This window comes from Hwangdonia sp. (genome assembly GCF_048381975.1).
Taxonomy (GTDB): domain Bacteria; phylum Bacteroidota; class Bacteroidia; order Flavobacteriales; family Flavobacteriaceae; genus Hwangdonia; species Hwangdonia seohaensis.
The window spans coordinates 371,896-397,007 of sequence record NZ_JBLWYT010000002.1 but is presented as its reverse complement, the minus strand read 5'-3'; the positions used below and the strand labels follow the sequence as shown (position 1 = coordinate 397,007).

Annotated in this window: 21 protein-coding genes; 9 read left to right on the top strand and 12 right to left on the bottom strand. The window is 37.5% G+C overall.

The genetic code is table 11. The features are described 5' to 3' along the window. Positions 1–375 precede the first annotated feature (375 nt). A complete protein-coding gene (locus ACN5J7_RS05715; protein ID WP_418603150.1) occupies positions 376–4,191 on the top strand; it encodes a LamG-like jellyroll fold domain-containing protein in 3,816 nt (1,271 codons plus the stop codon). A gap of 251 nt (positions 4,192–4,442) precedes the next feature. On the opposite strand, the gene hisS is transcribed toward ACN5J7_RS05715, so the two are convergent. The 5 genes from hisS to rpsF form a co-directional block, all read right to left on the bottom strand. Then, positions 4,443–5,813: a histidine--tRNA ligase gene (hisS, locus tag ACN5J7_RS05710; protein WP_418603149.1), complete on the bottom strand. Its 1,371-nt coding sequence runs from the start codon at positions 5,811–5,813 to the stop codon at positions 4,443–4,445. A 273-nt stretch (positions 5,814–6,086) separates the two neighbouring features. Then, positions 6,087–6,554 (bottom strand): DUF6495 family protein, encoded by a 468-nt coding sequence (locus tag ACN5J7_RS05705; RefSeq protein WP_311941883.1) that lies wholly within the window; start codon positions 6,552–6,554, stop codon positions 6,087–6,089. A 93-nt stretch (positions 6,555–6,647) separates the two neighbouring features. Next, positions 6,648–7,091, bottom strand: a complete 444-nt coding sequence (gene rplI / locus ACN5J7_RS05700) for a 50S ribosomal protein L9 (protein ID WP_311941880.1) — start codon at positions 7,089–7,091, stop codon at positions 6,648–6,650. A gap of 13 nt (positions 7,092–7,104) precedes the next feature. Next, positions 7,105–7,404 (bottom strand): 30S ribosomal protein S18, encoded by a 300-nt coding sequence (gene rpsR / locus ACN5J7_RS05695; RefSeq protein WP_181364065.1) that lies wholly within the window; start codon positions 7,402–7,404, stop codon positions 7,105–7,107. Next, positions 7,404–7,742, bottom strand: coding sequence for a 30S ribosomal protein S6 (rpsF, locus tag ACN5J7_RS05690; protein ID WP_311941876.1), 339 nt, complete (start codon positions 7,740–7,742; stop codon positions 7,404–7,406). The genes rpsR and rpsF overlap by 1 nt, the downstream gene beginning before the upstream one ends. A 211-nt stretch (positions 7,743–7,953) precedes the next feature. Here rpsF and ACN5J7_RS05685 point away from each other — a divergent pair, with 211 nt between their 5' ends. Continuing rightward, positions 7,954–8,649 (top strand): LytR/AlgR family response regulator transcription factor, encoded by a 696-nt coding sequence (locus ACN5J7_RS05685; protein WP_034040566.1) that lies wholly within the window; start codon positions 7,954–7,956, stop codon positions 8,647–8,649. A 128-nt stretch (positions 8,650–8,777) separates the two neighbouring features. Here the strand turns inward: ACN5J7_RS05685 and priA are convergent, their stop codons facing one another. Genes priA through nadC form a run of 3 tightly spaced genes read right to left on the bottom strand, consistent with a single transcriptional unit; the run spans position 8,778 to position 13,073 of the window. Then, complete coding sequence (gene priA, locus ACN5J7_RS05680; RefSeq protein ID WP_418603148.1) at positions 8,778–11,228, bottom strand: replication restart helicase PriA; 2,451 nt, start codon at positions 11,226–11,228, stop codon at positions 8,778–8,780. A 3-nt stretch (positions 11,229–11,231) separates the two neighbouring features. Then, the gene (locus ACN5J7_RS05675; RefSeq protein WP_311941864.1) at positions 11,232–12,173 is read right to left on the bottom strand and encodes a YihY/virulence factor BrkB family protein; all 942 of its coding nucleotides are present in this window, start codon (positions 12,171–12,173) and stop codon (positions 11,232–11,234) included. A 39-nt stretch (positions 12,174–12,212) separates the two neighbouring features. Beyond that, positions 12,213–13,073, bottom strand: a complete 861-nt coding sequence (gene nadC / locus ACN5J7_RS05670) for a carboxylating nicotinate-nucleotide diphosphorylase (protein ID WP_418603147.1) — start codon at positions 13,071–13,073, stop codon at positions 12,213–12,215. 131 nt (positions 13,074–13,204) lie between these two features. Here nadC and rlmH point away from each other — a divergent pair, with 131 nt between their 5' ends. After that, entirely contained in the window at positions 13,205–13,678 is a 474-nt protein-coding gene (gene rlmH, locus ACN5J7_RS05665) for a 23S rRNA (pseudouridine(1915)-N(3))-methyltransferase RlmH (protein WP_418603146.1), read from the top strand. Between the two features lie 32 nt (positions 13,679–13,710). Here rlmH and hpf read toward each other — a convergent pair whose 3' ends face one another. The 4 genes from hpf to ACN5J7_RS05645 form a co-directional block, all read right to left on the bottom strand. After that, positions 13,711–14,010, bottom strand: a complete 300-nt coding sequence (gene hpf / locus ACN5J7_RS05660; protein WP_311941843.1) for a ribosome hibernation-promoting factor, HPF/YfiA family — start codon at positions 14,008–14,010, stop codon at positions 13,711–13,713. 85 nt (positions 14,011–14,095) lie between these two features. Further along, positions 14,096–14,938: an alpha/beta fold hydrolase gene (locus tag ACN5J7_RS05655; RefSeq protein WP_418603145.1), complete on the bottom strand. Its 843-nt coding sequence runs from the start codon at positions 14,936–14,938 to the stop codon at positions 14,096–14,098. After that, positions 14,938–16,584 carry an AMP-binding protein gene (locus ACN5J7_RS05650; RefSeq protein ID WP_418603144.1) on the bottom strand — a complete coding sequence of 549 codons (1,647 nt, stop codon included), beginning with the start codon at positions 16,582–16,584 and terminating at the stop codon, positions 14,938–14,940. Before ACN5J7_RS05650 ends, ACN5J7_RS05655 begins: the two co-directional genes overlap by 1 nt. Before the next feature lie 62 nt (positions 16,585–16,646). Then, positions 16,647–17,183: an acyl-CoA thioesterase gene (locus tag ACN5J7_RS05645; protein ID WP_311941832.1), complete on the bottom strand. Its 537-nt coding sequence runs from the start codon at positions 17,181–17,183 to the stop codon at positions 16,647–16,649. A 96-nt stretch (positions 17,184–17,279) separates the two neighbouring features. Between ACN5J7_RS05645 and ACN5J7_RS05640 the strand changes: the two genes are divergently transcribed. The 6 genes from ACN5J7_RS05640 to ACN5J7_RS05615 all read left to right on the top strand — a co-directional run bounded on the left by ACN5J7_RS05640 (position 17,280) and on the right by ACN5J7_RS05615 (position 25,058). Further along, complete coding sequence (locus ACN5J7_RS05640) at positions 17,280–17,852, top strand: non-canonical purine NTP diphosphatase (protein ID WP_311941828.1); 573 nt, start codon at positions 17,280–17,282, stop codon at positions 17,850–17,852. 71 nt (positions 17,853–17,923) lie between these two features. Further along, the gene (locus ACN5J7_RS05635; protein ID WP_418603143.1) at positions 17,924–20,137 is read left to right on the top strand and encodes a RelA/SpoT family protein; all 2,214 of its coding nucleotides are present in this window, start codon (positions 17,924–17,926) and stop codon (positions 20,135–20,137) included. A gap of 26 nt (positions 20,138–20,163) precedes the next feature. After that, entirely contained in the window at positions 20,164–20,631 is a 468-nt protein-coding gene (locus ACN5J7_RS05630) for a transcriptional repressor (protein WP_311941822.1), read from the top strand. 20 nt (positions 20,632–20,651) lie between these two features. Continuing rightward, positions 20,652–21,938 carry an adenylosuccinate synthase gene (locus ACN5J7_RS05625; protein ID WP_311941819.1) on the top strand — a complete coding sequence of 429 codons (1,287 nt, stop codon included), beginning with the start codon at positions 20,652–20,654 and terminating at the stop codon, positions 21,936–21,938. A gap of 144 nt (positions 21,939–22,082) precedes the next feature. Continuing rightward, positions 22,083–23,867, top strand: coding sequence for an OstA-like protein (locus ACN5J7_RS05620; RefSeq protein WP_418603142.1), 1,785 nt, complete (start codon positions 22,083–22,085; stop codon positions 23,865–23,867). Between the two features lie 3 nt (positions 23,868–23,870). Beyond that, positions 23,871–25,058 carry an aspartate aminotransferase family protein gene (locus tag ACN5J7_RS05615; protein WP_418603141.1) on the top strand — a complete coding sequence of 396 codons (1,188 nt, stop codon included), beginning with the start codon at positions 23,871–23,873 and terminating at the stop codon, positions 25,056–25,058. Positions 25,059–25,112: the final 54 nt, after the last annotated feature.

Genomic DNA, 25,112 nt, shown 5'->3' with positions numbered 1-25,112 from the left:
TTTGTTTTATAAATTAACACTTCAGACAACACTCTAAATGTTCGCATAAACCCCTATTTATTAGTTCATTTACTATAACTAAACAACTCCAATTTCTTCTGGCATTTACTTTTTGTTGTAATTCACAAATTGACGAATTAGATGGTAATTATTACAAATTAATTCATTTTATCGATTTTTTTTGCATTTCATGGATTTAATTTATACTATTGGGTTTAATTATTGATTTCTCTCAAATCATTATTTGCCCTTATTATGAACAATATTAAATTGCTTAGCGCATTTATTTGCGAAATATTTAAGTTTTTAAACAAATGTCATCCAAAGCGGGCTCTTCCCCTGTTATTTGCAATTACAGTCTTTAATTCAATTGGTATGTTTTCACAAGCACCGGCGAATGACGATTTTGCGAATGCTTCTTTAGTCCCGCATACGTCCAATTGGTGTTCGGCAGATGCCGAGTACACCACCCTTAATGCCTCTCCAAATGGCGTTAAAGGATCGTCTTGGAAAAACGGACCGAATTATAATGTGTGGTTCAAGTTTCAGGCCACCACAACCGAAGTCAATGCACAGATTAGCATGGGTGGAAAACTAGGAACCATGCGCTATCCGTTTTTGGCACTCTGGGACAGCTCGGGAACCGAAATTACAAGTGCGACTTATCATAGTTCCAAAGGCTCCATTAACGTACAATCAAATAGTTTAACCATAGGAGACTGGTATTATATCTCTGTCGACAATCATGTTGGGTTCGGTTACAGAGGCAGCTTTAGTTTATGTATCGATAATGTGGTCAACAACGATTTTAAGGACAAAGCCATGGTCGTTCCGCATACATCCAATTGGTGTTCGGCAGATGCTGAGTACACCACCCTTAACGCCTCGCCAGATGGCATTAAAGGATCGTCTTGGAAAAACGGACCGAATTACAATGTGTGGTACAAATTTCAGGCCACCACTACCGAAGTCAATGCACAGATTAGCATGGGCGGAACATTGGGAACCATGCGCTATCCGTTTTTGGCGCTCTGGGACAGCTCGGGAACCGAAATTACAAGTGCGACCTATCACAGTTCCAAAGGCTCCATTAACGTTCAATCTGCCAATTTAACTATTGGAGACTGGTATTATATCTCTGTCGACAACCATGCTGGGTCCAATTACCAAGGCAGTTTTAGCCTATGTGTTGATGATAAGGTAGATTATGATTTTTATGAAGCCGCTATTGATGTTACAAGTTTGATAAATTCTTGCTCAGCAGATGCGCAATACACCACCATTAATGCCTCTCCAGACCGAAATAAAGGAACGAACTGGAACAATAATGGACCTAAAAAGAACAGATGGTTTAAATTTACAGCACCCACAACGGGACAAATAAATATTACAGTTGACATCGGCGGATCAAAGGGTACGCAAAGAGCCACTCAAATTGCCTTATGGGAGGCAGACGGCCTAACCGAGGTAACTAGCAGTCGATATGCTTCTACTAACGATGATGTTATTTTATCTGCAAATGGTTTAACTTCAGGGAATACTTATTATATTTCTGTTGATGTTTATGCTGGCCATGAAGGAACATTTACACTTTGTATAGAAAATACATTTGTTGATTTTGATGGAGTTAGTAGTTACGTGGACTTTGGAAACAATCATAATTTTAATGGATCGTTTTCATTGGAAGCTTGGGTATTTCAAAAATCAAATGCTTCAACAGCCACTGTAATATCGAAAGGAGATGCAAAAGCAGGTGCCCTTAGAGGGTATCATTTATCTATTAAAAATGGATTTCCCAATTTATCATGGTACAACAATTCCGGAGCTGAAATATTAAATATCACCTCACCCTATCAAATAACTAATAATATATGGCATCATGTAGCATCTTCTTATAATGGCACCACAGCCTCTTTGTATTTAGACGGTGTTTTAGTTGCCAGCGGTAATTCATCGCCACCTTTAAACAATAACAAAAATTTTATGTTGGGTGCAACTTATGATAGTAGTACACCGACCACACCAAAACATTATTTTAACGGATATATCGATGAAGTTCGACTATGGAATGTTGCATTAACTGAGCAGCAATTGCGCGAAATGATGAATCAGGAAATTCTTCAAAACGAAACAGCTGTTAAAGGCAAAGTAATGCCTTCGAGTATTTCTAATAATCTGTTGTGGACTAATTTAAGAGGTTATTATCCGATGACTGATAATACGGCTGTCGACCATTCAAGCCAGAAGATACACGGGATTTCAAAAAACAATACAGGTTCCATTCAACTTCAAACAGCACCTCTGCCATATACAACAGCAGCCAACGGAGATTGGGACAGCAGCAGCACATGGTTAGATAATTCGGTACAATACATTCCTAATTCAATACTTTATGGCACACAAATAGATTGGAATATAGTTGTTACAAATCATAATATAGAAATAAATAAAAATACAACCGTTTTAGGCTTAATTGTTGCTTCAAACAAAATTCAAGTAAATGGTACTACCAATGTGTCTACCGGTCTCGGCACGGGCCATGGATTATTAGTATCGAAGTACTTAAAATTAGATGGTAAACTCGATCTGCAAGGCGAATCGCAACTCATTCAAAGCGAAGATAGCTCACTGGACGTTACAAGCTCAGGTACCTTAGAACGCGACCAACAAGGCACCAAGGATTTTTACACCTATAATTACTGGTCGTCGCCCGTTGGCATAAGTAACACAACAAGCAACAATAACAGCTACACACTTGCCAATGTGCTAAACGACGGAACCATTCCAACAGCTCCGCTGCCCATCACGTTTGTTTCTGGGCACAATGGAACACCGGGCTCTCCGGGTATAACGCCAGTTGGAATTGCATCTACTTGGATTTGGAAATATGCCAATAAATTAACCGATAATTATGCCTCCTGGCAACATGTTAAAAACACCGGGACCATATTGGCCGGAGAGGGCTATACCATGAAAGGCGTCGATAACAGCGCATTATCATTTACCGAAAAACAAAATTATGTCTTTAACGGGAAGCCACATAATGGCGATATTACCTTAACCCTATCCGCCGGAAACGATTATTTGGTGGGCAACCCCTACGCCTCGGCCATAGATGCCGACGAGTTTATATTAGACAATATTAGCGATGGAGCCGGTAGGGCAACAAGCAATATTATAGACGGCACCCTTTATTTCTGGGACCATTTTGCCGGCAATACCCACGTGTTGCGCGAATACCAAGGTGGCTATGCAACCTATACACTTATGGGTGGTATTAAAGCCGTTGCAACGGATACCAGAATCAATGCCTCAGGAAAAATAGGGACAAAAGTGCCCAAGCAGTACATTCCGGTTAGCCAAGGATTTTTTGTAACGGCCGATGCTGGCGGAACCGTTACTTTTAAGAATAGCCAACGTATTTTTAAAACCGAAGCCTCCAATCCTTCATTGTTTTTAAAAGGCACGAAATCAAAAGGAAAATCGAGTACCGCTGAAACCGATTTGGACGATAGACAAAAAATCAGACTGATGCTCGACTCACCAAAAGGTTACCACCGTCAACTATTGGTTGGCGCTGATGAAAATGCCACAAGTGGTATTGACAAAGGTTACGACGCCCCTTTAATTGAGGATAATGTTGAAGATTTATTTTGGATTTTTTCGAATAAAAACTTCGTTATTCAAGCGGTGAACAATTTTGATAATAATCAAATATTACCATTGGGCCTTAAAATCAACCAAGAAGGTTTGGCCACGATTAAAATTGATGAGCTTGAAAACATGGATAATAATAAAGCCATTTATTTGCACGATAAAGAATTAGATGTGTATCACGATTTAAACCAAAAGCCTTACGACGTGCATTTACCGGTTGGCGAATATTTAAACCGTTTTGAGATAACGTTCTCAAAAGGGTCGCAATCACTAAGCACAAACGACGCCAATAAAAAATCTATTGAAGTTTATTTTTCAAATGAAGAAGACCAAGTTATTGTGCACAACCCGAACGCACAACTTATTGAATCGGTTGAAATGATAAATATTCTTGGGCAATCGCTTTTCAAATTTAAAATAAGCTCAAACGACGATTATTTAAAGTACAAAGCGTCGCAAATAAAGGCAGGCACCTATATTTTAAAAATAGAAACCGAACATGGAAAACTTTCCAAAAAAGTATTGATAAAATAGTGAGTTGAATGCATTGGTTATCCCAAATCTACCTTTTAACTCAACTATACTTCAAGTCCTGAACTGACCTTCAGGACTTTTTTGTTTTAAAAATTAACGATTCAACGATTTTTTATTAAAAGTCTGTCTGAAAAGTCATTTTGTTTTTTTGTCAGGTTGAGCTTGTCGAAACCTCTTATTGATTATTAATAAGTTCATATATTTCGACAAGCTCAATATGACAACTAGATATACTTTTCAGACAAACTCTTTTATTTAATATGGTCAATTAATTGTTGAAGTGATAGCTTAAATTGCTCACCAGAAACCATGTCTTTTAAGGTATACGTATTCGAACTTATTTCCTCCTCGCCTACCAAAACCACAAACGGAATAACACGTTTATTAGCATGATTCATTTGCTTTTTCATTTTAGCAGCATCAGGATACAATTCGGCATTAATACCTTTTAAGCGCAGTTGTTTAATGGCTTTTAAGCTGAATAGCGCTTCTTTTTTACCAAAGTTGATAAACAATACGGTAACATTTTTAGTAACCGTTTCGGGAAACAAACCGAGTTCTTCGAGCACCAAATAAATTCTATCCAAACCAAAACTAATACCAACGCCACTTGTATCTGGTCTCCCAAAAATACTAGTTAAATCGTCGTAACGCCCGCCACCGCCAATGGAACCCATTTTAACGTTTTCGGGAGCTGAAACTTCAAAAATAGCACCTGTGTAATAATTCAATCCGCGTGCTAAAGTAACGTCGAGTTGCAAGCTTGCTGTCGATAAACCTAATTCTGAAATCGCATTGTTGATAAACGCCAATTCTTCAATCCCTTTTTGGCCTACCTCGGAAGAACTTAAAATACCTTTTAAACCGTTTATTTGCGATTCAAAAGTTCCCGACAAATTAAACAAAGGCTGTAATTTTGAAATCCCATCTTCTGAAATCCCTTTGGAAAGCATTTCTTCTTTTACCTTCGCTTCGCCTATTTTATCCAGTTTATCGAGTGCCACCGTAAAGTCGATTAGCTTATCGCTTGCGCCGATAACTTCGGCAATGCCCGACAGTATTTTACGGTTGTTTATTTTAATGGTAACGCCTTCCAGTTTTAAAGCTGAAAACACCGTATCGTAAAGTTGAATAAACTCCACTTCTTGCCACAGGCTTTTACTGCCAACCACATCGGCATCGCATTGGTAAAACTCTCTAAAGCGTCCTTTTTGGGGTCTGTCTGCGCGCCAAACCGGTTGGATTTGATAGCGTTTAAATGGGAATTCAATCTCGTTTTGGTGTTGTACCACGTAACGTGCGAATGGGACGGTGAGGTCGTAGCGTAGGGCTTTTTCGGAGATTGAGGGTGTTATTTTACTAGAGTCTTTCAGCAAATACGCTTGCTCGCTGGCTTTTGCCAAAAAATCCCCAGAATTCAAAATCTTAAAAATCAAGCGGTCCCCTTCTTCACCATATTTCCCCATTAAGGTTTCAGAGTTTTCAAAACTTGGGGTTTCAATGGGTTGAAATCCGTAGGTTTCAAAAGCACCGCGTATGGTATTAAAAATATAGTTTCGTTTGGCAACTTGCTCCGGATTAAAATCCCTTGTGCCTTTTGGAATGCTTGGTTTTTGAGCCATAATATGCCCGTGAAAACGGGTATCTCTTTAAAATTACTAAACACTTTTTATGTTGATTCCGCATCAAGTGCGGAATGACAAAACAACGATTAAAGCATTGTCTAAACAAAAATAATTAATGCAATCGTTATTATGAGCTTTTTTATAAAAAAAGCGTGGTAATCCCATAAATTGAAGCTGAATTTGAAAAAGTGGACAAAACAACATACAGATTGTTACCTCTTACCTCATCAAAATGACAGATTACCACGTCCTTCGTCCTCGTAATGACGGTTAATTTATAAGCTTATCAAAATACCTGTACAAATCACCTTTGGTAATAACGGCACCTTGTTCGATCATTTTAAACTTATCTAAATTTTTATCATCGGTATATTCTTTATCGGCTTGCAAAAACTCAACGTTTTCGTCCATTAAATTTTCGCGCAACCAATTGTAGCCTTCCTTGGTTGTTATATCGACATCGTTTTTTAAGTTAATCACAATGGCATGCATTTTATCTTCAGCTAAATGAAACAAATACATGTGCTGTGCCGAAATATGCTCTAAATATTGGGCTTTGTTTAAAGCGCCTTCCCAAATTAAATCGCTAAAAACATCCAGTTCCATTTCAGCGAGTTCCGGTTTGTTTTCCTTTAAATTAGCCCACTCATCTGCCGTAACCGATTGTGTTGCCAAAAAATTAATGAATTCTTGGTGCAATTCTTCAAATTGTTCTTTTGTAAGTCTGCTGTATTTCATAATCTCCTCTTAATTTTATATGTCCCAAACCTGACAGGTCTAAATAAAAAAGCCCCAACTAGGTTGAGGCTTTATATGTTTTAATTTTAAAGTTTATGCTTGTGCAATAACCTCAAACTCTAAATCAACAGATACTTCTCTGTGCAAACGTACTACAGCAGTATATTTACCCAATCTCTTAACAGTTGTAACCGTAATGAATTTTTTGTCGATTGATTGTCCTTCTTTTTCTAAAGCGGCAGCAACATCAATGTTATTCACAGATCCGAATAACTTATCGCCAGAACCTACTTTAGCAGGTATTTTAATTTCCAATACTTTTATTGCTTCTGCAATTTTGTTAGCATCATCAACTATTTTCTTTTCTTTAAATGCACGTTGCTTTAAGTTTTCCGCCAATACTTTTTTAGCAGAAACCGTTGCTAAAACAGCTTGCTTTTGTGGAATTAAAAAATTTCTACCATAACCGTTCTTAACTGTTACAATATCGTCTTTAAATCCTAAATTCTCAACGTCTTGTTTTAATATAAGTTCCATTGTTATGTGTATTTTATTTTAATAAATCTCCTACGTAAGGCATTAAAGCCAAGTGGCGCGCTCTTTTTACAGCTACGGCAACTTTTCTTTGATACTTTAACGATGTTCCTGTTAAACGACGTGGTAAAATTTTACCTTGTTCGTTTATAAATCGCATTAAAAAATCCGGGTCTTTGTAATCAACATACTTGATTCCGGTCTTTTGAAACATGCAATATTTCTTTGCCTTGTTTGTATCGATATTAAGCGGCGTTAAATATCTGATTTCGCCGTCTTTTTTTCCTTTAGATTGTTGTTCTATTGATGACATAATTAAGCTTTTTGTTTAAGTTTATCTCGTCTTCTCTCTGCCCAAGAAATGGCATGTTTATCTAACGCTACGGTTAAATAACGCATAAAACGCTCGTCACGTCTAAACTCTACTTCCAATGGGTTAATTACCTCACCATCTACGGTGTACTCAAATAAGTGATAAAAGCCACTTTTCTTGTTTTGAATGGGGTAAGCTAATTTTTTTAGCCCCCAATCTTCTTTAGCTATCATCTTAGCGCCGTTAGAAACAAGAAAATCTTCGTATTTCTGTACTGTTTCCTTTATCTGATCTTCAGATAAAACGGGATTTAAGATGAAAACAGTTTCATAATGATTCATAAAAATCGTTTTTATTGTTAAAAATTGGGTGCAAAAATAAATAAATTACTTATATTACACAACTATAATCCTTCCTAATTTTTATTAAAAAAATCAATACTTTTAAAGTGTTAAAATTATGTTAAAGCAAGCGTTTTAACGATGATTTTTGGTTTTTAACCGAAATTTTTGTACTATTGTCGATATCTTAACCGAAATAATATAAAATGTTATGACTTTAAACTGTGTAGTAGTAGACGATTCAGCAATACAACGTCTCTCTATTGTTAAGTTAGTCGAAAATCACCCTTCGCTAAACTTAATTGCAGAGTACAGTAGTGCTTTAGAAACTAAAAATGGTTTAAATACGCATCAAGTAGATCTAATTTTCCTCGACATTGAAATGCCAGTGTTGAATGGATTTGAACTTTTAGACGTATTAAACAACAAACCTCAAATTATTTTTGTAACCGGTAAAACCGAATATGCTTTTAAAGCATTTAATTACGATGCCACCGATTACTTACATAAACCCATTACCAGAGAACGCTTTAACACCTCTGTTGACAAAGCCCTAGAGCAACATAAATTGACTTTAGACTTTAACGAAGAAGAAGGTGAGCATATATTTGTAAAAAGCAACCTTAAAAAACGTAAAGTTTACATTAAGGATATTAAATGGATTGAAGCCCTTGGTGATTATGTGAAATTAGTTACAGAAGAAACGAGCCTAGTAGTATTATCTACTATGAAATCTTTTGAAAAAGAATTACCAGAGAATAAATTTCTAAGAATTCACAAATCCTATATTGTTAATCTTGATAAAATTGATAGATTTAACAGTAAGAACGTGGAGGTTGGCGCTTACGAAATTCCATTAAGTAGAAATAAAAAGACGCAACTTGTTGACGCTTTAAATAATATTTAATGCATTAGGTCAAACTGAAATGTCACACTGAGCGCAGTCGAAGTGTCGCTTTAAGTTTCACATAATTGTTAATGATTAATATGATGAGATTCTGAAACAAGTTCAGAATGACGTAAAATTATATTTCACTAAAAGTTATCTACATTTAAAATAACTTTAACCGACCGAAAATCTTTTATACTAAAGAAGCTGTTATTAATTTTAATAATAGCTTCTTTTGTTTTTGCCAAACTTTGCTGCTTAGGGATTTTTACCAAAATATTTTTATGAAACTGGTTTCTAATTCTGGCAATTGGTGGCGATTCCGGCCCAAGAACATGCTCGGTAAATACCTGTCTTAACGATTTTGCAAACCAAATGGAAGCGGCATCTACCCTATTGTAATCTTTGTGTTTTAAGGTGATTTTTATCTGCTTGAAAACCGGCGGATATTTATAATTGTACCGGTCGTTCATTTGCTCCTTAAACATCTCAACATAATTATTTGTAGAGACTTGCTGTAAAATATTGTGATGCGGATTGTAAGTCTGAATCAGTACTTTACCCCGCTCCTCCGTCCTGCCGGCTCTACCCGCCACTTGCAGCATCAATTGAAAACTGCGTTCGTGGGCCCTAAAATCCGGGAAGTTCAGCATGTTATCGGCATTCATTATCCCAACCAATTTTACATTTCTAAAATCCAACCCTTTCGTTAGCATTTGCGTACCTACCAAAATATCGATTTCCTGTTGCTCTAAAGCCGTAATGATTTTTTCGTAACCGTATTTGCCGCGCGTGGTATCTAAATCCATACGGGCTACTTTATTATCGGGAAACAACAGTTTTACCTCTTCTTCGATTTGCTCGGTACCAAAACCTTTATTGTCTAAATCTTGACTGCCGCAGGCCATACAATCCTGCAGCATTGCCGCATGGTATCCACAATAATGGCAACGCAACTGATTGCGGTATTGATGGTACGTTAAACTCACATCGCAATTCGGACATTGTGGTGAGTGCCCACAGGTTTTACATTCTATAATGGGCGAAAATCCGCGTCGGTTTTGAAACAAAATAATTTGGTGTCCCGCTTTCAAGGTTTCGGTCATTTCCTCAAGCAACCGGTCGCTAAAATGCCCTTTCATCCTTTTCTTTTTCAGCTTATCTTTAATATCCACCAATTCAATATCGGGCATCAACACATCGTTGTAACGTTGCATCAATTCCACAAAACCATACTTATCCTGTTGGGCATTAAAATAACTTTCCAAACTGGGCGTGGCAGAACCCAATAGTACTTGGGCACCGTGCATGTGCCCCAAAACAACGGCCGTATCGCGCGCATGGTAACGCGGTGCCGGATCAAATTGCTTAAACGACTGTTCGTGCTCTTCGTCAACCACAATCAACCCTAAATTATCAAAGGGTAAAAATACCGATGAGCGTGCGCCCAATACAATTTTCGCTTTCGCGGAATTTTGCAGAACATGGTTCCAAACCTCAACGCGCTCCTGCGAAGAATACTTGGAATGAAAAACAGCCACCTGCTCGCCAAAATAATTTTGCAATCGCGTTACCAATTGTGTGGTTAAAGCAATTTCGGGCAACAAATACAACGCTTGTTTTCCGTTATTCAACGCTTCTTCAATAAGTTTTACGTACACCTCTGTTTTTCCGGACGACGTAACACCGTGCAATAACGTGACTGCATGATTTTCAAAAGACTTTTTTATCTCGCTTAAAGCGGATTTTTGATAGGTATTAAGATTTTTTGTGGCTTCGTTATCATCGCCGGAATATTGAACTCTGTCGGTTTGAATATGATATTCTTCAAGAATACCTTTATCAATCAACGTTTTTATTATAGCGGTTGAGGCTTCGCTTTCTTGTGATAAATCTGAAACTTTTACGGGTTTTTTCGTTTTTGCCGAAACCGAAAACAGTGTCATTACAACATCGCGCTGTTTTGGCGCACGACTTAAATCGTCCAATAATTTTTGCAGCGCGGTTTCAGAAGAAAAGTTCGCATGCAATTTCACATAGCGCACCAATTTAGGTTTGTACTTCTCGTAAACCTCCTCTTCTACCGTAATCGCTTCCTTTTCAATTAAGCGTTTAATTATGGGAAGTACATTCTTTTTATCTAAAATATTGGAAATATCATGGATTTTTAACAACGATTGATGGTGCAGTGCTTCGTAAACCAAAAACTCATCATCTTTTAAATCAGATTCATCAATAGCTTTTTTGTTTTTGGTGATTACGGTTTCGCTTTCCAAAATAAAAGCACTTGGTAAAGCGGCGCGCATCACATCGCCCAAGGTGCACATATAATAATTTGAAATCCATTGCCACAGTTGCAATTGCTTTTGGTTTACAATGGGTGTTTCGTCTAAAATTTGATGGATGTCTTTTGCCTCATAGGCCGTTGGTGCTTCGTTATGGATTTTAAAAACAATGCCCGTGTATATTTTCGATTTTCCGAAAGGTACCGCAACACGCATGCCTTCACTTAAAAATTGAGATTCGGAAGGTGTGATGCTATAAGTGAATAGCTTTTTTAACGGAATGGGAATAATAACATCAATAAAATACTGCATAAACTAACATTGTTTTCGTAGTTTATTCAAAGATGCATTTAATTCGTAACCCAGCAATAAAATATTTGAATTTAACCACAAATAAAGCAGTAAAATTAAAAGCGCTCCAATAGAGCCATATAATTTGTTGTACTGACTAAAATTTTCGATATAAATACCAAACAAATAAGACGTTAGTATAATGAGGAACGTCGTGAAAAGGGCACCAATGGAGAAAAATTTTGACTCTTTCCCTTCTTTTGTCCCAAAATAATACAAGGTGGCCGTTGCCAAATACACCATGATTATAAAAAATACATACTTAACAATACTGGTCCACAAGAATGCTTGCGAATCAACTTGATAACCTCTGCCTTTTAAGGTATCAAACAATTCTTGAACCACATAAATTTGAAAATACCCTAAAACCACAATGGTAATAATTAATAAAAAAGCCAATATTAATGCAATGCCCAAAGCATATATATATTGTCTGAACACATTTCGTGTGAGCTGTTCGTGGTACGAGTTTTCGAACCCCGAAAACACAGCGTTTACACCATTCGCCATTAAAGCAATGGACAGCACAAAAACGGATGACAGCAACCCTCCGCGTTGTGTTTTATCAATATTTTCAAAAATATTATGAAAGAAAAAATCGGAGGTGTTTGGTGGTAAAAACGATTCTAAAAACGCTAAAAACTCTAATCTAAAACCTTCAATAGGAATATAAGGAATGACAATTAAAACGAACAACAAAAACGGAAAAATAGCTGTAAAAAAACTAAATGCAATCGCACTTGCGCGCGTAGTTAATGCGCCTCTTACAATGCCTGTAATATACAGTTCCAATAAATTGTAAAACGACAAGCCTTCAAGCCCGGGCAACTTAATTTGCTTAAAAAAACGAACCAGTACATTAATTACAGGGATTTTATCTAGCTTGTCTTCAATAGATTCATTCATCAAAGTATTTGTGTTTTGTTGTTTATTACAAACTGAACACTAATTTACAGCTTTCAAACTTAAATCCATATTATGCACCGAATGCGTTAACGCGCCGCAGGAAATATAATTTACACCACATTCGGCATAATGCCTTACGGTAGCTTCGTTAATGTTTCCAGAAGATTCTGTTAAGCATTTATTACCAATCATTTTTACGGCTTTTCGCGTATCTTCATAATCAAAATTATCAAGCAGAATTCTGTAAATACCATCGTTTTTCAGAATTTCTTCAACCTCAAACAAGTTTCGCGCTTCCACCATAATGTCCAAGTTTTTACCTGTTTCGTTTAAGTATTCCTTGGTCATTTCAATGGCTTTAGTAATGCCGCCGGCAAAATCGATATGGTTGTCTTTTAGCATAATCATGTCGTATAACGCGAATCTGTGGTTTTCGCCTCCGCCCAATTTAACGGCCCATTTTTCGAGCACGCGAATCCCGGGTGTGGTTTTGCGGGTATCGAGAATTTTAGTGTTGGTGCCTTTTAACAAATCTACAAATACTTTTGTTTTGGTGGCAATGGCACTCATGCGCTGCATGGCGTTTAAAACGGTGCGTTCCGCTTTTAAAATGGATTGCGAAGACCCTTCAACAAACATAACTATATCGCCAAAAGTCACTTCGGAGCCGTCTTCAATACGCACATCTATTTTTAGGTTTTTATCGACGTATGCAAATACTTTTTTTGCAAAATTAACCCCACCAATAACACCTTTATCTTTCACCAAGAGTTTTGCTTTTCCCTTGGCATTTTCCGGAATGCACGCCAAAGAACTATGGTCTCCGTCTCCAACATCTTCTCTTATAGCATTAGAAATTATATGTTTTAATTCGTAGTCAAATTGTTCTTGTGTAATCATGTTTTTGAATTGTTTGTGCTAAAATAAGAAAATGAACAACAAAAATTTCAAAAATTAAATTTCAAATTCTAAAAAACGAAACTTCAATCTTAGGTTTTATCATTTCAAACTAAAAAATGTAATTTTGCCGCATGACTATAAAACTACTTGCCATTGGCAAAACCGACCATAAAGAACTACACGCCTTAATTGACGAATACACGAAGCGTTTGGGCTTTTATGTAAAGTTTAAACTAGAGATTATCCCCGACATTAAAAACTCGAAAAACCTTAGTGAAACCCAACAAAAACTAAAGGAAGGCGAACTTATTTTAGGCAAATTAAAGGCTACCGATGTCTTGATTTTATTGGATGAGAACGGCAAACAATTTGATTCGGTTGGTTTTTCAAATTATTTGCAAAAGCATATGAATTCCGGTATTAAACAATTGGTTTTTGTTATTGGCGGACCTTACGGGTTTTCTGAAGATGTGTATAAAAAAGCGAATGGGAAAGTGTCGTTTTCGAAAATGACATTTTCCCATCAAATGATTCGCTTATTTGTTATTGAGCAACTTTATAGAGGCTTTACTATTTTACGGAATGAGCCTTACCATCATAGGTAATTCTGAATTCAAAATTAAGAATTCTGAAATGTTCAATGTGTTTTATAAACCTCCTTGCGTTTTTTAAGTTGGCGTTCTAAATCCTTTATGGTTTCCCTAACCGATACCTCAAAATTATGTGTGTTGGAAGTAGCAAAAATTCGCGGCCCCGGTAAACTTAATTCTATGTTGCAAATTTTACCTAAATCGTGTTCTTTTTCATCTAGCTTAAAGTATACTTTTGCACTTATTAAAAAATCGTATCTGCTAAATATTTTTTGTAATTTTTCTTCTGTGAAAGCTGAAAGTGTTTCGCTTATATCGACATCTACATACTGAAAGTTTACTATCATAATACTTGGTTTTATTGTTCTCTCAAATTTAATAAAGATTTCTGTTTTTAAAGGTGATATTTGTCATAATTAAATACTAAAACAACTATACTTTGAATTTTAAAAGATGATTGCATATGTCTTCTTTAACACTGTTATATTTTGTTTGCATAAGCCAATGCCCTGCATCTAATTTTACAAACCTATAATAGCCTTTCATATATTGGTGACCTTGCTCAACACCTACGGCGCCTATGGCCACATCGTGCTCGCCCCAAATAAATAATGTGGGTACATCGATGTAGCCAATCACGCCGTCTGTAAACATCTTTGCATTGGCTCTGTAATAGTTCAAGCTGGCCGTAAGCACACCTTTACGTCTGAAGACCGATAAATAGTCTTCAACCTCTTCTTTACTGCTGTGCTTCCATAATTTTCTAAGTAATTCGAAATCGTTTTTCCTAATTTTCATTTCCGGCAAAAACGGCGTTTGAAAATGCCTTATGTACCGACTTTTCTTTTTTTGAATCGGGTCGTTTTTAATGGCATATCCAAACGCTTGTATGTGAGGCACGGATAAGGCAGTCCAGCTTAAAATAGACTCAGAGTGGTCGTGTACCACCTTCCATCCAATTACAGCTCCCCAATCATGCCCAACGAGGTGAAATTTCTGCTTTCCTACGGCCTTGGCAATATCCAAAACATCTTGACTCAATTTATCGATGGTATAGTTCTTTTTTCCTTTTAATATAGCGCCACTGCTATAACCTCTCAAGTTTGGAGCAACACAGTAAAACCCCAGTTTAGCCAAGTCGTGCATAATATTTACCCACATAAAAGCGGTCTCTGGCCAGCCATGAAGCAGAATTACCAATTGATTCTCTTTATTGCCCGATATTCTACAATCGAATGTTAAGTGGCCTACCCTTATATGTTCTTTATGAGTCATCACGATTCAAAAATTACTTTATCACGCATTTCAAACCAAGATTTATAAAATGGCTGATGTATTTTTTCAATACTATTTCGCTTTACCTTAAATGAGGGCGTAATTAGATTATTATCAACGGTCCAATCTTCTTTCATAATAATCACTTTTGCAACTTTTTCATGTTTTCCCAAACTGGGGTTTACGGCGTTTAGGGTTTCAATCAATCCGTTGGTTAAAATGGATTTTTGTTTTGCCATACCAAGTTCAGATAAGGTTATTAGCGCAATAGGCTGCGGAATACCCGTGCCAACCACACAAATTTGCTCAATATCGGTGTTTTTAGACAACAGCAACTCTATATGCGATGGCGAAATATACTTGCCTTTATCGGTTTTAAATTCATCTTTTGCACGACCTGTAATGGTTAAATATCCGTCGTGGTCGTACTCGCCTTTGTCACCGGTTTTAAAATACCCGGCATCGTCAAAAACACGAGCCGTAAGGTCTGGCGCTTTGAAATACCCGGTCATTAAGCAGTTGTTTTTTATTAAAATTTCACCTTCGGGCGAAAACTTAATTTGCACGGGCTCTAAAGCCTTACCAACCGTTCCTATTTTATTGAAACCCGGTCTTGTAGCATGCGAAATGATACAATCTTCGGTCATCCCGTAAACCTGATAAATGGTCACGTCGATCTTTTTAAACCAACGCATTAAACTGGCCGATAAAGGTGCCGCTCCCGAAACAATAAACGAAGCGTCCTTCAAACCTAATTTTTGCTTCAATTTATTTTTAACCAAACGATTTACAAAAGGTATATTTATTAATATATTTAACTTTTTCTGTGGAATATTTTCCAAGATTTTTTCCTGAAACTTGGCCCAAATCCGGGGCACCGCCAAAAACAAATGCGGTTGGCATTTCTCCAAATCCGAAGCAAAGGTTTCCAACGATTCCGGAAACGAAAATTCAGCGCCAATTACAATACCGTGCGTACCAATACCAACACGTTCGGCAACGTGCGCTAAAGGCAAATACGAAAACAATCGCGGTGTGGGAGACAATTTAATTATCGATTTAATTACCCGCATGCTTTCCATAATGTTGCCCACCGTATGCATAACGCCCTTTGGTATTCCCGTAGTTCCGGAGGTATAAATAATGGTGTGCACTTGGCTGGCATCAATAGTTGGCAATGTTTCCAAAGGCTTTTGATTTTGAATTATATCTTCCCATAAATCGCCTTCATTTTCCCCAAAAGCGCCAACGCTAATTTTGTGAATATCTGGGATTCCAGATTTTTGAGATTCAAAATCTTCTAACTTTCCAATAATAATGGCTTTGGATTCGCTGTGTTCTAAAATCTGTTGAATCGCAGAGGCGTTTAAGGTTGGGTAAATAGGAATGGACACGTAGTCCGCCATCATAATTGCCAAATCCGAAAGCAACCAATGGGCACAATTTTTTGAGAGCAAAGCTACATGACTGCCCTCTGGTAAATTGTACGATTTTAATTTTGAAGCGATTTTACAAACCTCATCTTTTGCTTCCTTAAAGGTATAGGTAACAAGGTTTCCGGCAATGGGCTGCTTTAAAAAAATACGATTGGGCGTTTCGTTTTCCCAATGCATAAAGGCTTCGAGAGGTGAGTTGAATGAAGTCATACTGGTTTTGGTTAGGTTTTAAAGATAAGCAATATGCTGATAAAACGCTTTTTGATGATTATTTACACGCCCCAATCTTCAATTAAACGCGTGTTCATTTGGGTTGTTTCCAATTCATGGGTTTCAATTAAATCATACTTTTTATTTGGCACTTCCGTAATATTCAACGCTTCCATGATTTCAAAGGTAGATACCGTTTCCCTGCCCTTTTTAATCGTGTTTTTAACCAAACATGCGGCAATTACTTTATCCTTCCGCATTAATTTTTGTTCCACATAAATCCATTTTTCATCCACATAAGATATTCTAGTAAACAACTGCGCTTTTTGAAACATTTTAAGCGGTCTGTAATACTGAACACTAATGGCTTGCGTTGGGAAATACCATTTGTTTTTATTAGCTACTTTAAAAAAATTGGTGCGTACCATAAAATCCAATCTTCCTATTTCAAAAAGGGTCATAATGGCAGCATGATTCATTATCGATACATCAATATCGGTTATCCAAACATTAACGGACAGCCGTACCGTATCCGTCGCCTGCACTTTTTCTTTAAATTTTGCTCTAATTAAAGCGGCCAATAATCGAATCCATCTCATTGTTATGCGGTCTTAAATGTTTAAAAAAACCTAAGTTACTTTATTCTTTCTAATTATTTAATATTCTTATACCTTTGGGTAATAAACAATCTATTTATGCAACTCGTTTTCGCCACCAACAACCTTAATAAACTTAAAGAAGTACAAGCTTTAATACCGGCGCACATTAAGCTTTTAAGCCTAAAGGATATTGGCTGTTTTGAAGATGTTCCCGAAACCCAAAACACGATTGAAGCCAACGCCATCCAAAAAGCAGCATACGTAAAACAACATTATGGCTACGATTGTTTTGCCGACGATACAGGTTTAGAGGTTGATGCTTTACATGGCGCCCCGGGAGTTTATTCGGCACGTTATGCCGGCGAGCAACGAAATGCGGATGATAATACCAACAAGCTACTTGCCGAATTACGTGATAAAGAAAACAGAAGCGCCCATTTTAAGACCGTAGTCGCTTTACAATTAAACGGAAAACAACACACGTTCACAGGGATTTGCAAAGGCGAAATAACAACTGCCAAACAGGGCGAAAAAGGTTTTGGCTACGACCCTGTTTTTAAACCCCATGGTTACAACCAAACTTTTGCCGAAATGGATTTGAACCTAAAAAACAGCATCGGCCATCGCGGAAAAGCCATAAAATTACTTGTAGCCTTTTTAAATTCGTAAGCCTCAAAATTTTAAACACAAAAAACTAAAATCTTGTTGGCTGTTAATTTTCTTTATGTTACTTTTAATTTATGACAGAGGAAGCACTTGAAAAAGAAAATATTGCCATTGCCAAAGCCTATAAAGAACTACTAAAGGTTAGTTACAGAACACTTTCAGCTGATGATAAAAAACTAATTCGCAGTGCTTTTGACGTGGCTATTGATGCCCACAAAGATCAGCGCAGAAAATCTGGTGAAGCTTACATTTTCCACCCCTTGGCGGTTGCCAAAATCGTGGCACAGGAAATTGGATTGGATGCCACCTCTATTGCCGCGGCTTTATTGCACGATGTTGTTGAAGACAGCGAAGATTATTCCATATCGGATATTGAAGGCATGTTTGGGGAAACCGTTGCCAAAATTGTTAACGGGCTCACCAAAATTTCATCGCTTAAAAAAGATATGGATGTGTCAATGCAAGCAGAGAATTTTCGAAAAATGCTGCTTACCTTAAATGACGACGTGCGCGTTATCATCATAAAAATTGCCGACAGACTCCACAATATGCAAACCATGGATTCGATGCGCGACGATAAGCAAGTCAAAATAGCATCGGAAACCCTGTACATTTACGCGCCTTTGGCGCACCGAATTGGTTTGTATAATATTAAAACCGAACTTGAAGATTTGGGTTTAAAGTATACCGAACCCGAAGTTTACAACGATATTTTAAATAAAATAAAGGAAAGCAAGGAAGAGCAAGACAAATATATTGCAGCTTTTAGCGAGGTTATAAAAAATTCTTTAGACAAGGAATTAATGGATTACACCATAAAAGGGCGACCAAAATCCATTTTTTCCATCCGTAGAAAGATGCAGGTTCAAGGTGTTTCGTTTGATGAAGTTTACGATAAGTTTGCCGTTAGGATTATTTACAAAAGCGACGAAGCCAACGAGAAATTTCTAGCTTGGAAAATCTACTCCATCGTTACCGACCATTTTAGACCGAACCCGATTCGCCTCCGCGATTGGATTTCTTCACCAAAATCTACAGGCTACGAAGCCTTGCACATAACCGTAATGGGGCCAAAAGGACGTTGGGTTGAAGTACAAATACGCAGTGAGCGGATGAACGAAATTGCCGAAAAAGGCTATGCCGCACATTATAAATACAAACAGAATAGCGAAAAAGAAGACAGTTTAGAAACTTGGATAAACAGGCTTCAAGAGGCCTTGGAAAATCCAGACACCAATGCGGTGGATTTTGTTGAGCAATTCAAACTTAACCTGTATTCAAAAGAAATATTTGTATTTACTCCCACGGGAGAATTAAAATCATTGCCCAAAGGAGCAACCTCTTTAGATTTTGCATTTAGCATACATACCGAGGTGGGCATGAAAACACGTGGTGCCAAAGTAAACGGGAAACTAGTGCCCTTAAGTCACGAATTACAGAGTGGCGATCAGGTTGATATTTTAACATCGGAATCGGCAAAACCCAATGCCAACTGGTTGGATTATGCAACTACAGCCCGAGCCAGAAGCAAGATTAAATCGGCTTTAAAAGAAGATAAAAAACGTATTGGAGAGGAAGGAAAAGAAATTCTCAGAAGGAAATTAAAGCAGTTGAAAGTTACGCTTAATGAAGCTTCGGTAAACGAATTGGTGAACTATTTTAAACTTAAAACCAGTCTCGATTTGTTTTACAGGGTGGGTCTTGGCACCATCGATAATACCATGCTCAAAGAGTATGCGTCGTCAAGAAGCAATGCTTTAATGAGCTTTATCAAAAATAAAATAACGAGAAAGCAAACGGTAAAAAAGGAAGATTTAGAGAAAGACGAGGTTACCGCGAAATACGATTCGCTTGTTTTTGGTAAAGAAGAAGAAAAATTGGATTATAAATTATCAAACTGCTGCAACCCTATTCCCGGTGATGATGTGTTTGGATTCTTAACCGTTAATGAAGGCATTAAAGTGCATAAAAAAAACTGTCCGAATGCCGTAAGTTTACAGTCTAATTACGCTTACCGAATCATGCAAGCCAAATGGATAGATTCTTCACAGCAAGAATTTTTAGTTAAAATTACGCTTACCGGAATTGACCATATTGGTTTGGTAAACGATATTACCAGCATTGTTTCGGAAAACATGCACGTAGACATGAAAAGCATTAGTTTTGAGAGTAACGACGGGCTGTTTTCAGGTAAAATCAATGTGGTTGTAAAAAACAATACCATCATAAAAAAGTTGTTGGAAAAACTTAAAAAAATTAATGGCATAGATAAGGTTACTAGAGTATAAAAAAAGTGTAAATTTGCGATGAAATTATGAATGCAAAAGCAGATACCAAAAATCAGGAAATAGTTAAAAGCGTCTTTACAAGCTTTTTAGAGAATAACGGACACAGAAAAACGCCCGAAAGATACGCTATTCTGCAAGAAATTTACAACAGCAACGAGCACTTCGATATTGAGTCGTTGTACCTCAGCATGAAAAACAAAAAATACCGGGTGTCTCGTGCCACACTTTACAACACCATAGAATTGCTTTTAGACTGTGGTTTGGTTAGAAAACATCAGTTTGGGCACAATCAAGCACACTACGAAAAATCGTATTTTGACAGACAGCACGATCATGTTATTTTAACCGATACGGGCGAAGTTATTGAGTTTTGTGACCCGCGTATTCAAACCATAAAAAAAACCATCGAAGAAGTTTTCGATATCGAAATAAACAACCACTCACTCTATTTTTACGGAAACAGAAAAAAACCTGATCAAAATCAGGATAAATAAACAACAAATATAACATCAAAATGGCAGTAGATTTACTACTAGGGTTACAATGGGGAGACGAAGGCAAAGGAAAAATTGTTGACGTTCTAACTTCCAACTACAACATTATTGCACGTTTTCAAGGTGGTCCAAATGCAGGACACACTTTGGTATTTAACGGAAGAAAACATGTATTACACACCATTCCGTCGGGGATTTTCCATGACGATGCCACTAATTTAGTCGGAAACGGCGTGGTTATCGATCCTGTTATCTTTAAAAAAGAACTGGATAAATTAGAAGAACAAAACGTTGATTACAGAAAATCGCTTCTAATTTCCCGTAAAGCACATATTATTTTACCAACACATCGGTTGTTGGATGCTGCCAGTGAAGCCTCAAAGGGGAAAGCTAAAATAGGCTCAACCCTTAAAGGTATTGGCCCAACCTATATGGACAAAACCGGCAGAAACGGTATTCGTGTTGGCGATTTGGAGTTGAGCGATTGGAAAACACGTTATAGGGCTTTAGCCAATAAGCACGAATCGATGATTGCTTTTTACAATGTTGATGTTCAATACGATTTAGCGGAATTGGAAAAAGAATTTTTTGAAGCCATCGAAGTTTTAAAATCATTAAAATTTATCGATTCCGAAGAATATATTTACCAAGCACAAAAATCCGGACAAACCATTTTAGCCGAAGGTGCCCAGGGTTCGTTGCTCGATATTGATTTTGGTACGTATCCGTTTGTAACCTCAAGCAACACTACGGCTGCAGGAGCATGTACCGGTTTGGGCGTATCGCCAAATCAAATCGGGGAGGTTTTCGGAATTTTTAAAGCCTATACAACCCGTGTGGGTTCGGGCCCGTTCCCTACCGAATTGTTCGATAAAGACGGTGAAACCATGGCTAAGGTAGGCAACGAATTTGGCGCAACAACCGGACGTGCAAGACGTTGCGGCTGGCTCGATTTAATAGCCTTAAAATACGCCTGTCAAGTTAACGGGGTCACCCAATTAATGATGATGAAAGGCGATGTACTTTCCGGTTTTAAAACCTTAAAAGTGTGTACGGCATATAAATACAAAGGCGATATTATTCATCACTTCCCTTATAATATCGAACCTGAAAATGTAGAACCTATATATACAGAATTAAACGGATGGAGTGAAGATCTAACTGAAATGTCTGAAGCTTCACAGTTACCAAAAGCTTTAAACGAATACATAGAATTTTTAGAAAAGGAACTTGAAATCCCTATTACCATTGTCTCCGTTGGCCCTGATAGAAAACAGACTATTTTCAGGAAGCAATTTGTTTCATAAAAAACAAAACACAAATTTAAAACGCTTCTCCCGATAACTATTGGGATTGAAGCGTTTTTTGTTTCATACCAAAATCATAAAAAAAACATAACAGATAATTTAACTTTATTATTATCGTTATTTTTGCTACAAACAAATGTTACTTTGAAACTATCACATCTTTTATGTATCCTACTTTTTGTTGGCTTTGGGCAATCCCAGTTTTGTCATGCTCAAAAAAAAATAAAAATAGAATATACTGGATTTTTAACTTTTGACGAGGAAAAATATCCTGGTGCTAAAATTTTAACACGAGACGATTCGCAGCAAGTACATATTATACACGGCGGTATAAACATGTGGTGCGATCAAGCCATTCATTATGGCAACGAAGACTTTGTTGAAGCTTACGGAAACGTTGTTATAAAACAAGGCGACACGATTAATATGACCTCTAAATACGTAGAATACAGCGGCATATCGCAGTTGGCTTTTGCCAGTGGCGATGTGATTTTAGAAAACCCAGATTCGAAAATCTCGTCGGACACCTTATATTTTGACCGATTAAAACAACAGGCTTTTTACAGAAATGGCGGTCATGTACAAATCGATTCCTCAGGCACCATTACCAGTAAAATTGGGCGTTACTACATGGATGCTAAAAAATATCAGTTTGTTGAAGATGTGGTTTTAAAAAGCGATAGCACCGTGGTTAATTCCAACTATTTCGATTTTTATGACGAAACCAAACACGCCTATTTATTTGGGCCTTCAACCATAACCACGCCCGAAAGTGTCACCTATTGCGAAAAAGGTTTTTACGACACCGAAACTAAAATAGGCTATGCCCTTAAAAAAGCAAAAATAGATTACGAAAACAGAACCGTAGAAGGCGACAGTTTATACTTTGACAACAACACCAGTTTTGCATCGGCAACCAACAATATTACGGTAACCGACACCTTAAACAAAAGCATTGTAAGAGGGCATTATGCCGAGGTTTTCAAGGAAAAGGACTCCATGTTTATTACAAAACGGGCCTTGGCGATTACGGTGCAACAAAAAGACTCGATTTACATACACGCCGATACGCTTATGGTTACGGGCAAACCCGAAAAAAGAATCACTAGGGCCTTTAGAAATGCGCGTCTTTTTAAAAGTGATATGAGTGCCAAGGCAGATTCTATTCACTCCAACCAAGAAACTGGTTTAACGCAGCTTATAAACATCTCGAAATTTGATAGCAATGATGCCTTTTCGGTAAAACGAAAACCCATTCTTTGGAATATTGAAAACCAAATGACCGGGGATACCATTCACTTAAAATCGAATCCGAAAACCGAAAAACTGGACTCGCTAATTGTGTTCGACAATGCGTTCATTATAAGCAAAGACACTTTAGATGCAGGCTATAATCAAATAAACGGTAAAAAACTGATTGGATTGTTTGATGAGGACAATGAGCTGTACCAAGTCGATGTTTTGAGAAACGCTCAATCTATTTACTATTTTAGAAATGATGAAAATGAGCTGGTGGGGATTGATAAATCGAAATCCGGTAGCATTATTATTTTTATAACTGATAGAGAAATTGAAGAAGTGCGGAAAATCAATCAAATAGATGGTGATATTTATCCAGAATCCAAATACCCGAAAAACGAAAAACTTTTAAAAGGCTTCGATTGGCGCGACGATGAGCGTCCGCGTAGCGTTGAAGATTTATTTAAAGATGATCCGCCATTGGTTTTGCCCGTTATAAAAGGATTGGAAGATTATGTGCCACAAGAGGATTTTGTAGATGAAGATTTATTGGAACGTATCAAAAAAGCGGACAACGCCGCCAATTCAAAAGAAAACTCCAAAGCGTCGAGGAATTTACCAAAAAACATAAAGAAAAAAGGTAAAAAGGAGAAAGTTTACCCAAAAAGCGTATTAGATAACCAGGAATAAACAATGAGGTTAGATTTCTTTAAATACCAAGCGCAAACTTCGCCGCACCCCTTAGCTATGGAAATTTCCCATGCTAACGGCTCGTATATTTACGACACCAACAACAAAGCCTATCTCGATTTTGTTGCTGGCGTTTCGGCGAGCACTTTAGGGCACAATCATCCCAAAGTGGTTAACGCCATAAAATCGCAATTGGATAAGTACATGCATGTTATGGTTTATGGCGAGTACATACAAAAACCAGCGATTGAACTCACGAAGCTTTTAGCAAAACACCTTCCTGTTTCTTTAGAAAAAACCTATTTAACCAATTCTGGTACCGAAGCTATTGAAGGTGCATTAAAATTGGCAAAACGCGCCACAGGACGAAGCGAAATAATTGCCGCTAACAAAGCGTACCATGGCAACACGATGGGCTCTCTGAGTGTGATGGGCTTTGAAGAACGCAAGCAGGCTTTTCGCCCGTTATTACCAAATGTTAAATTTATTGAGTTTAACAAGGCAGCAGATTTAAAACACATCACGGTTAAAACAGCATGCGTGATTTTAGAAACCATTCAAGGTGGCGCAGGTTTTATCGAGCCCAAAAACAACTATTTGGAAAAAGTAAGACACCGTTGTAACGAGGTTGGCGCTATACTCATTTTAGACGAAATCCAACCCGGAATAGGCAGAACCGGTAAGCTTTTCGGGTTTCAGCATTACAATTGCATTCCAGATATTTTAGTTACCGGCAAAGGCTTGGGAGGCGGTATGCCCATTGGTGCGTTTACGGCCTCAAGCAAGCTTATGGATTTGCTGTCCGATAACCCCAAATTAGGTCATATTACAACCTTTGGTGGCCATCCGGTTATTGCAGCTTCGGCGTTGGCTACATTGCAGGTAGTTACCCAAAGCACATTAATGGAACAGGCTTTGGAAAAAGAACAGCTTTTCAGAAAACTTTTGGTACATCCATTAATTAAAGACATCCGTGGAAAAGGGTTGATGCTTGCCCTAATTACACCTTCAGATGCCGTGGCAAATGACCTGATTCTTAAATCGCAAGACGTTGGTTTAATACTTTTTTGGTTGCTTTTTGAGCCCAAAGCAGTAAGAATTACGCCGCCATTAACCATTTCAAACGAGGAAATCATCAAAGGATGCGCTATTATTATTGATATTTTAAACACTTTACAACCCTCTAAATAATTTTCAACCCATTGAAAACCACAACAAAACAAGATAAAATCTGCATTTGCGGCA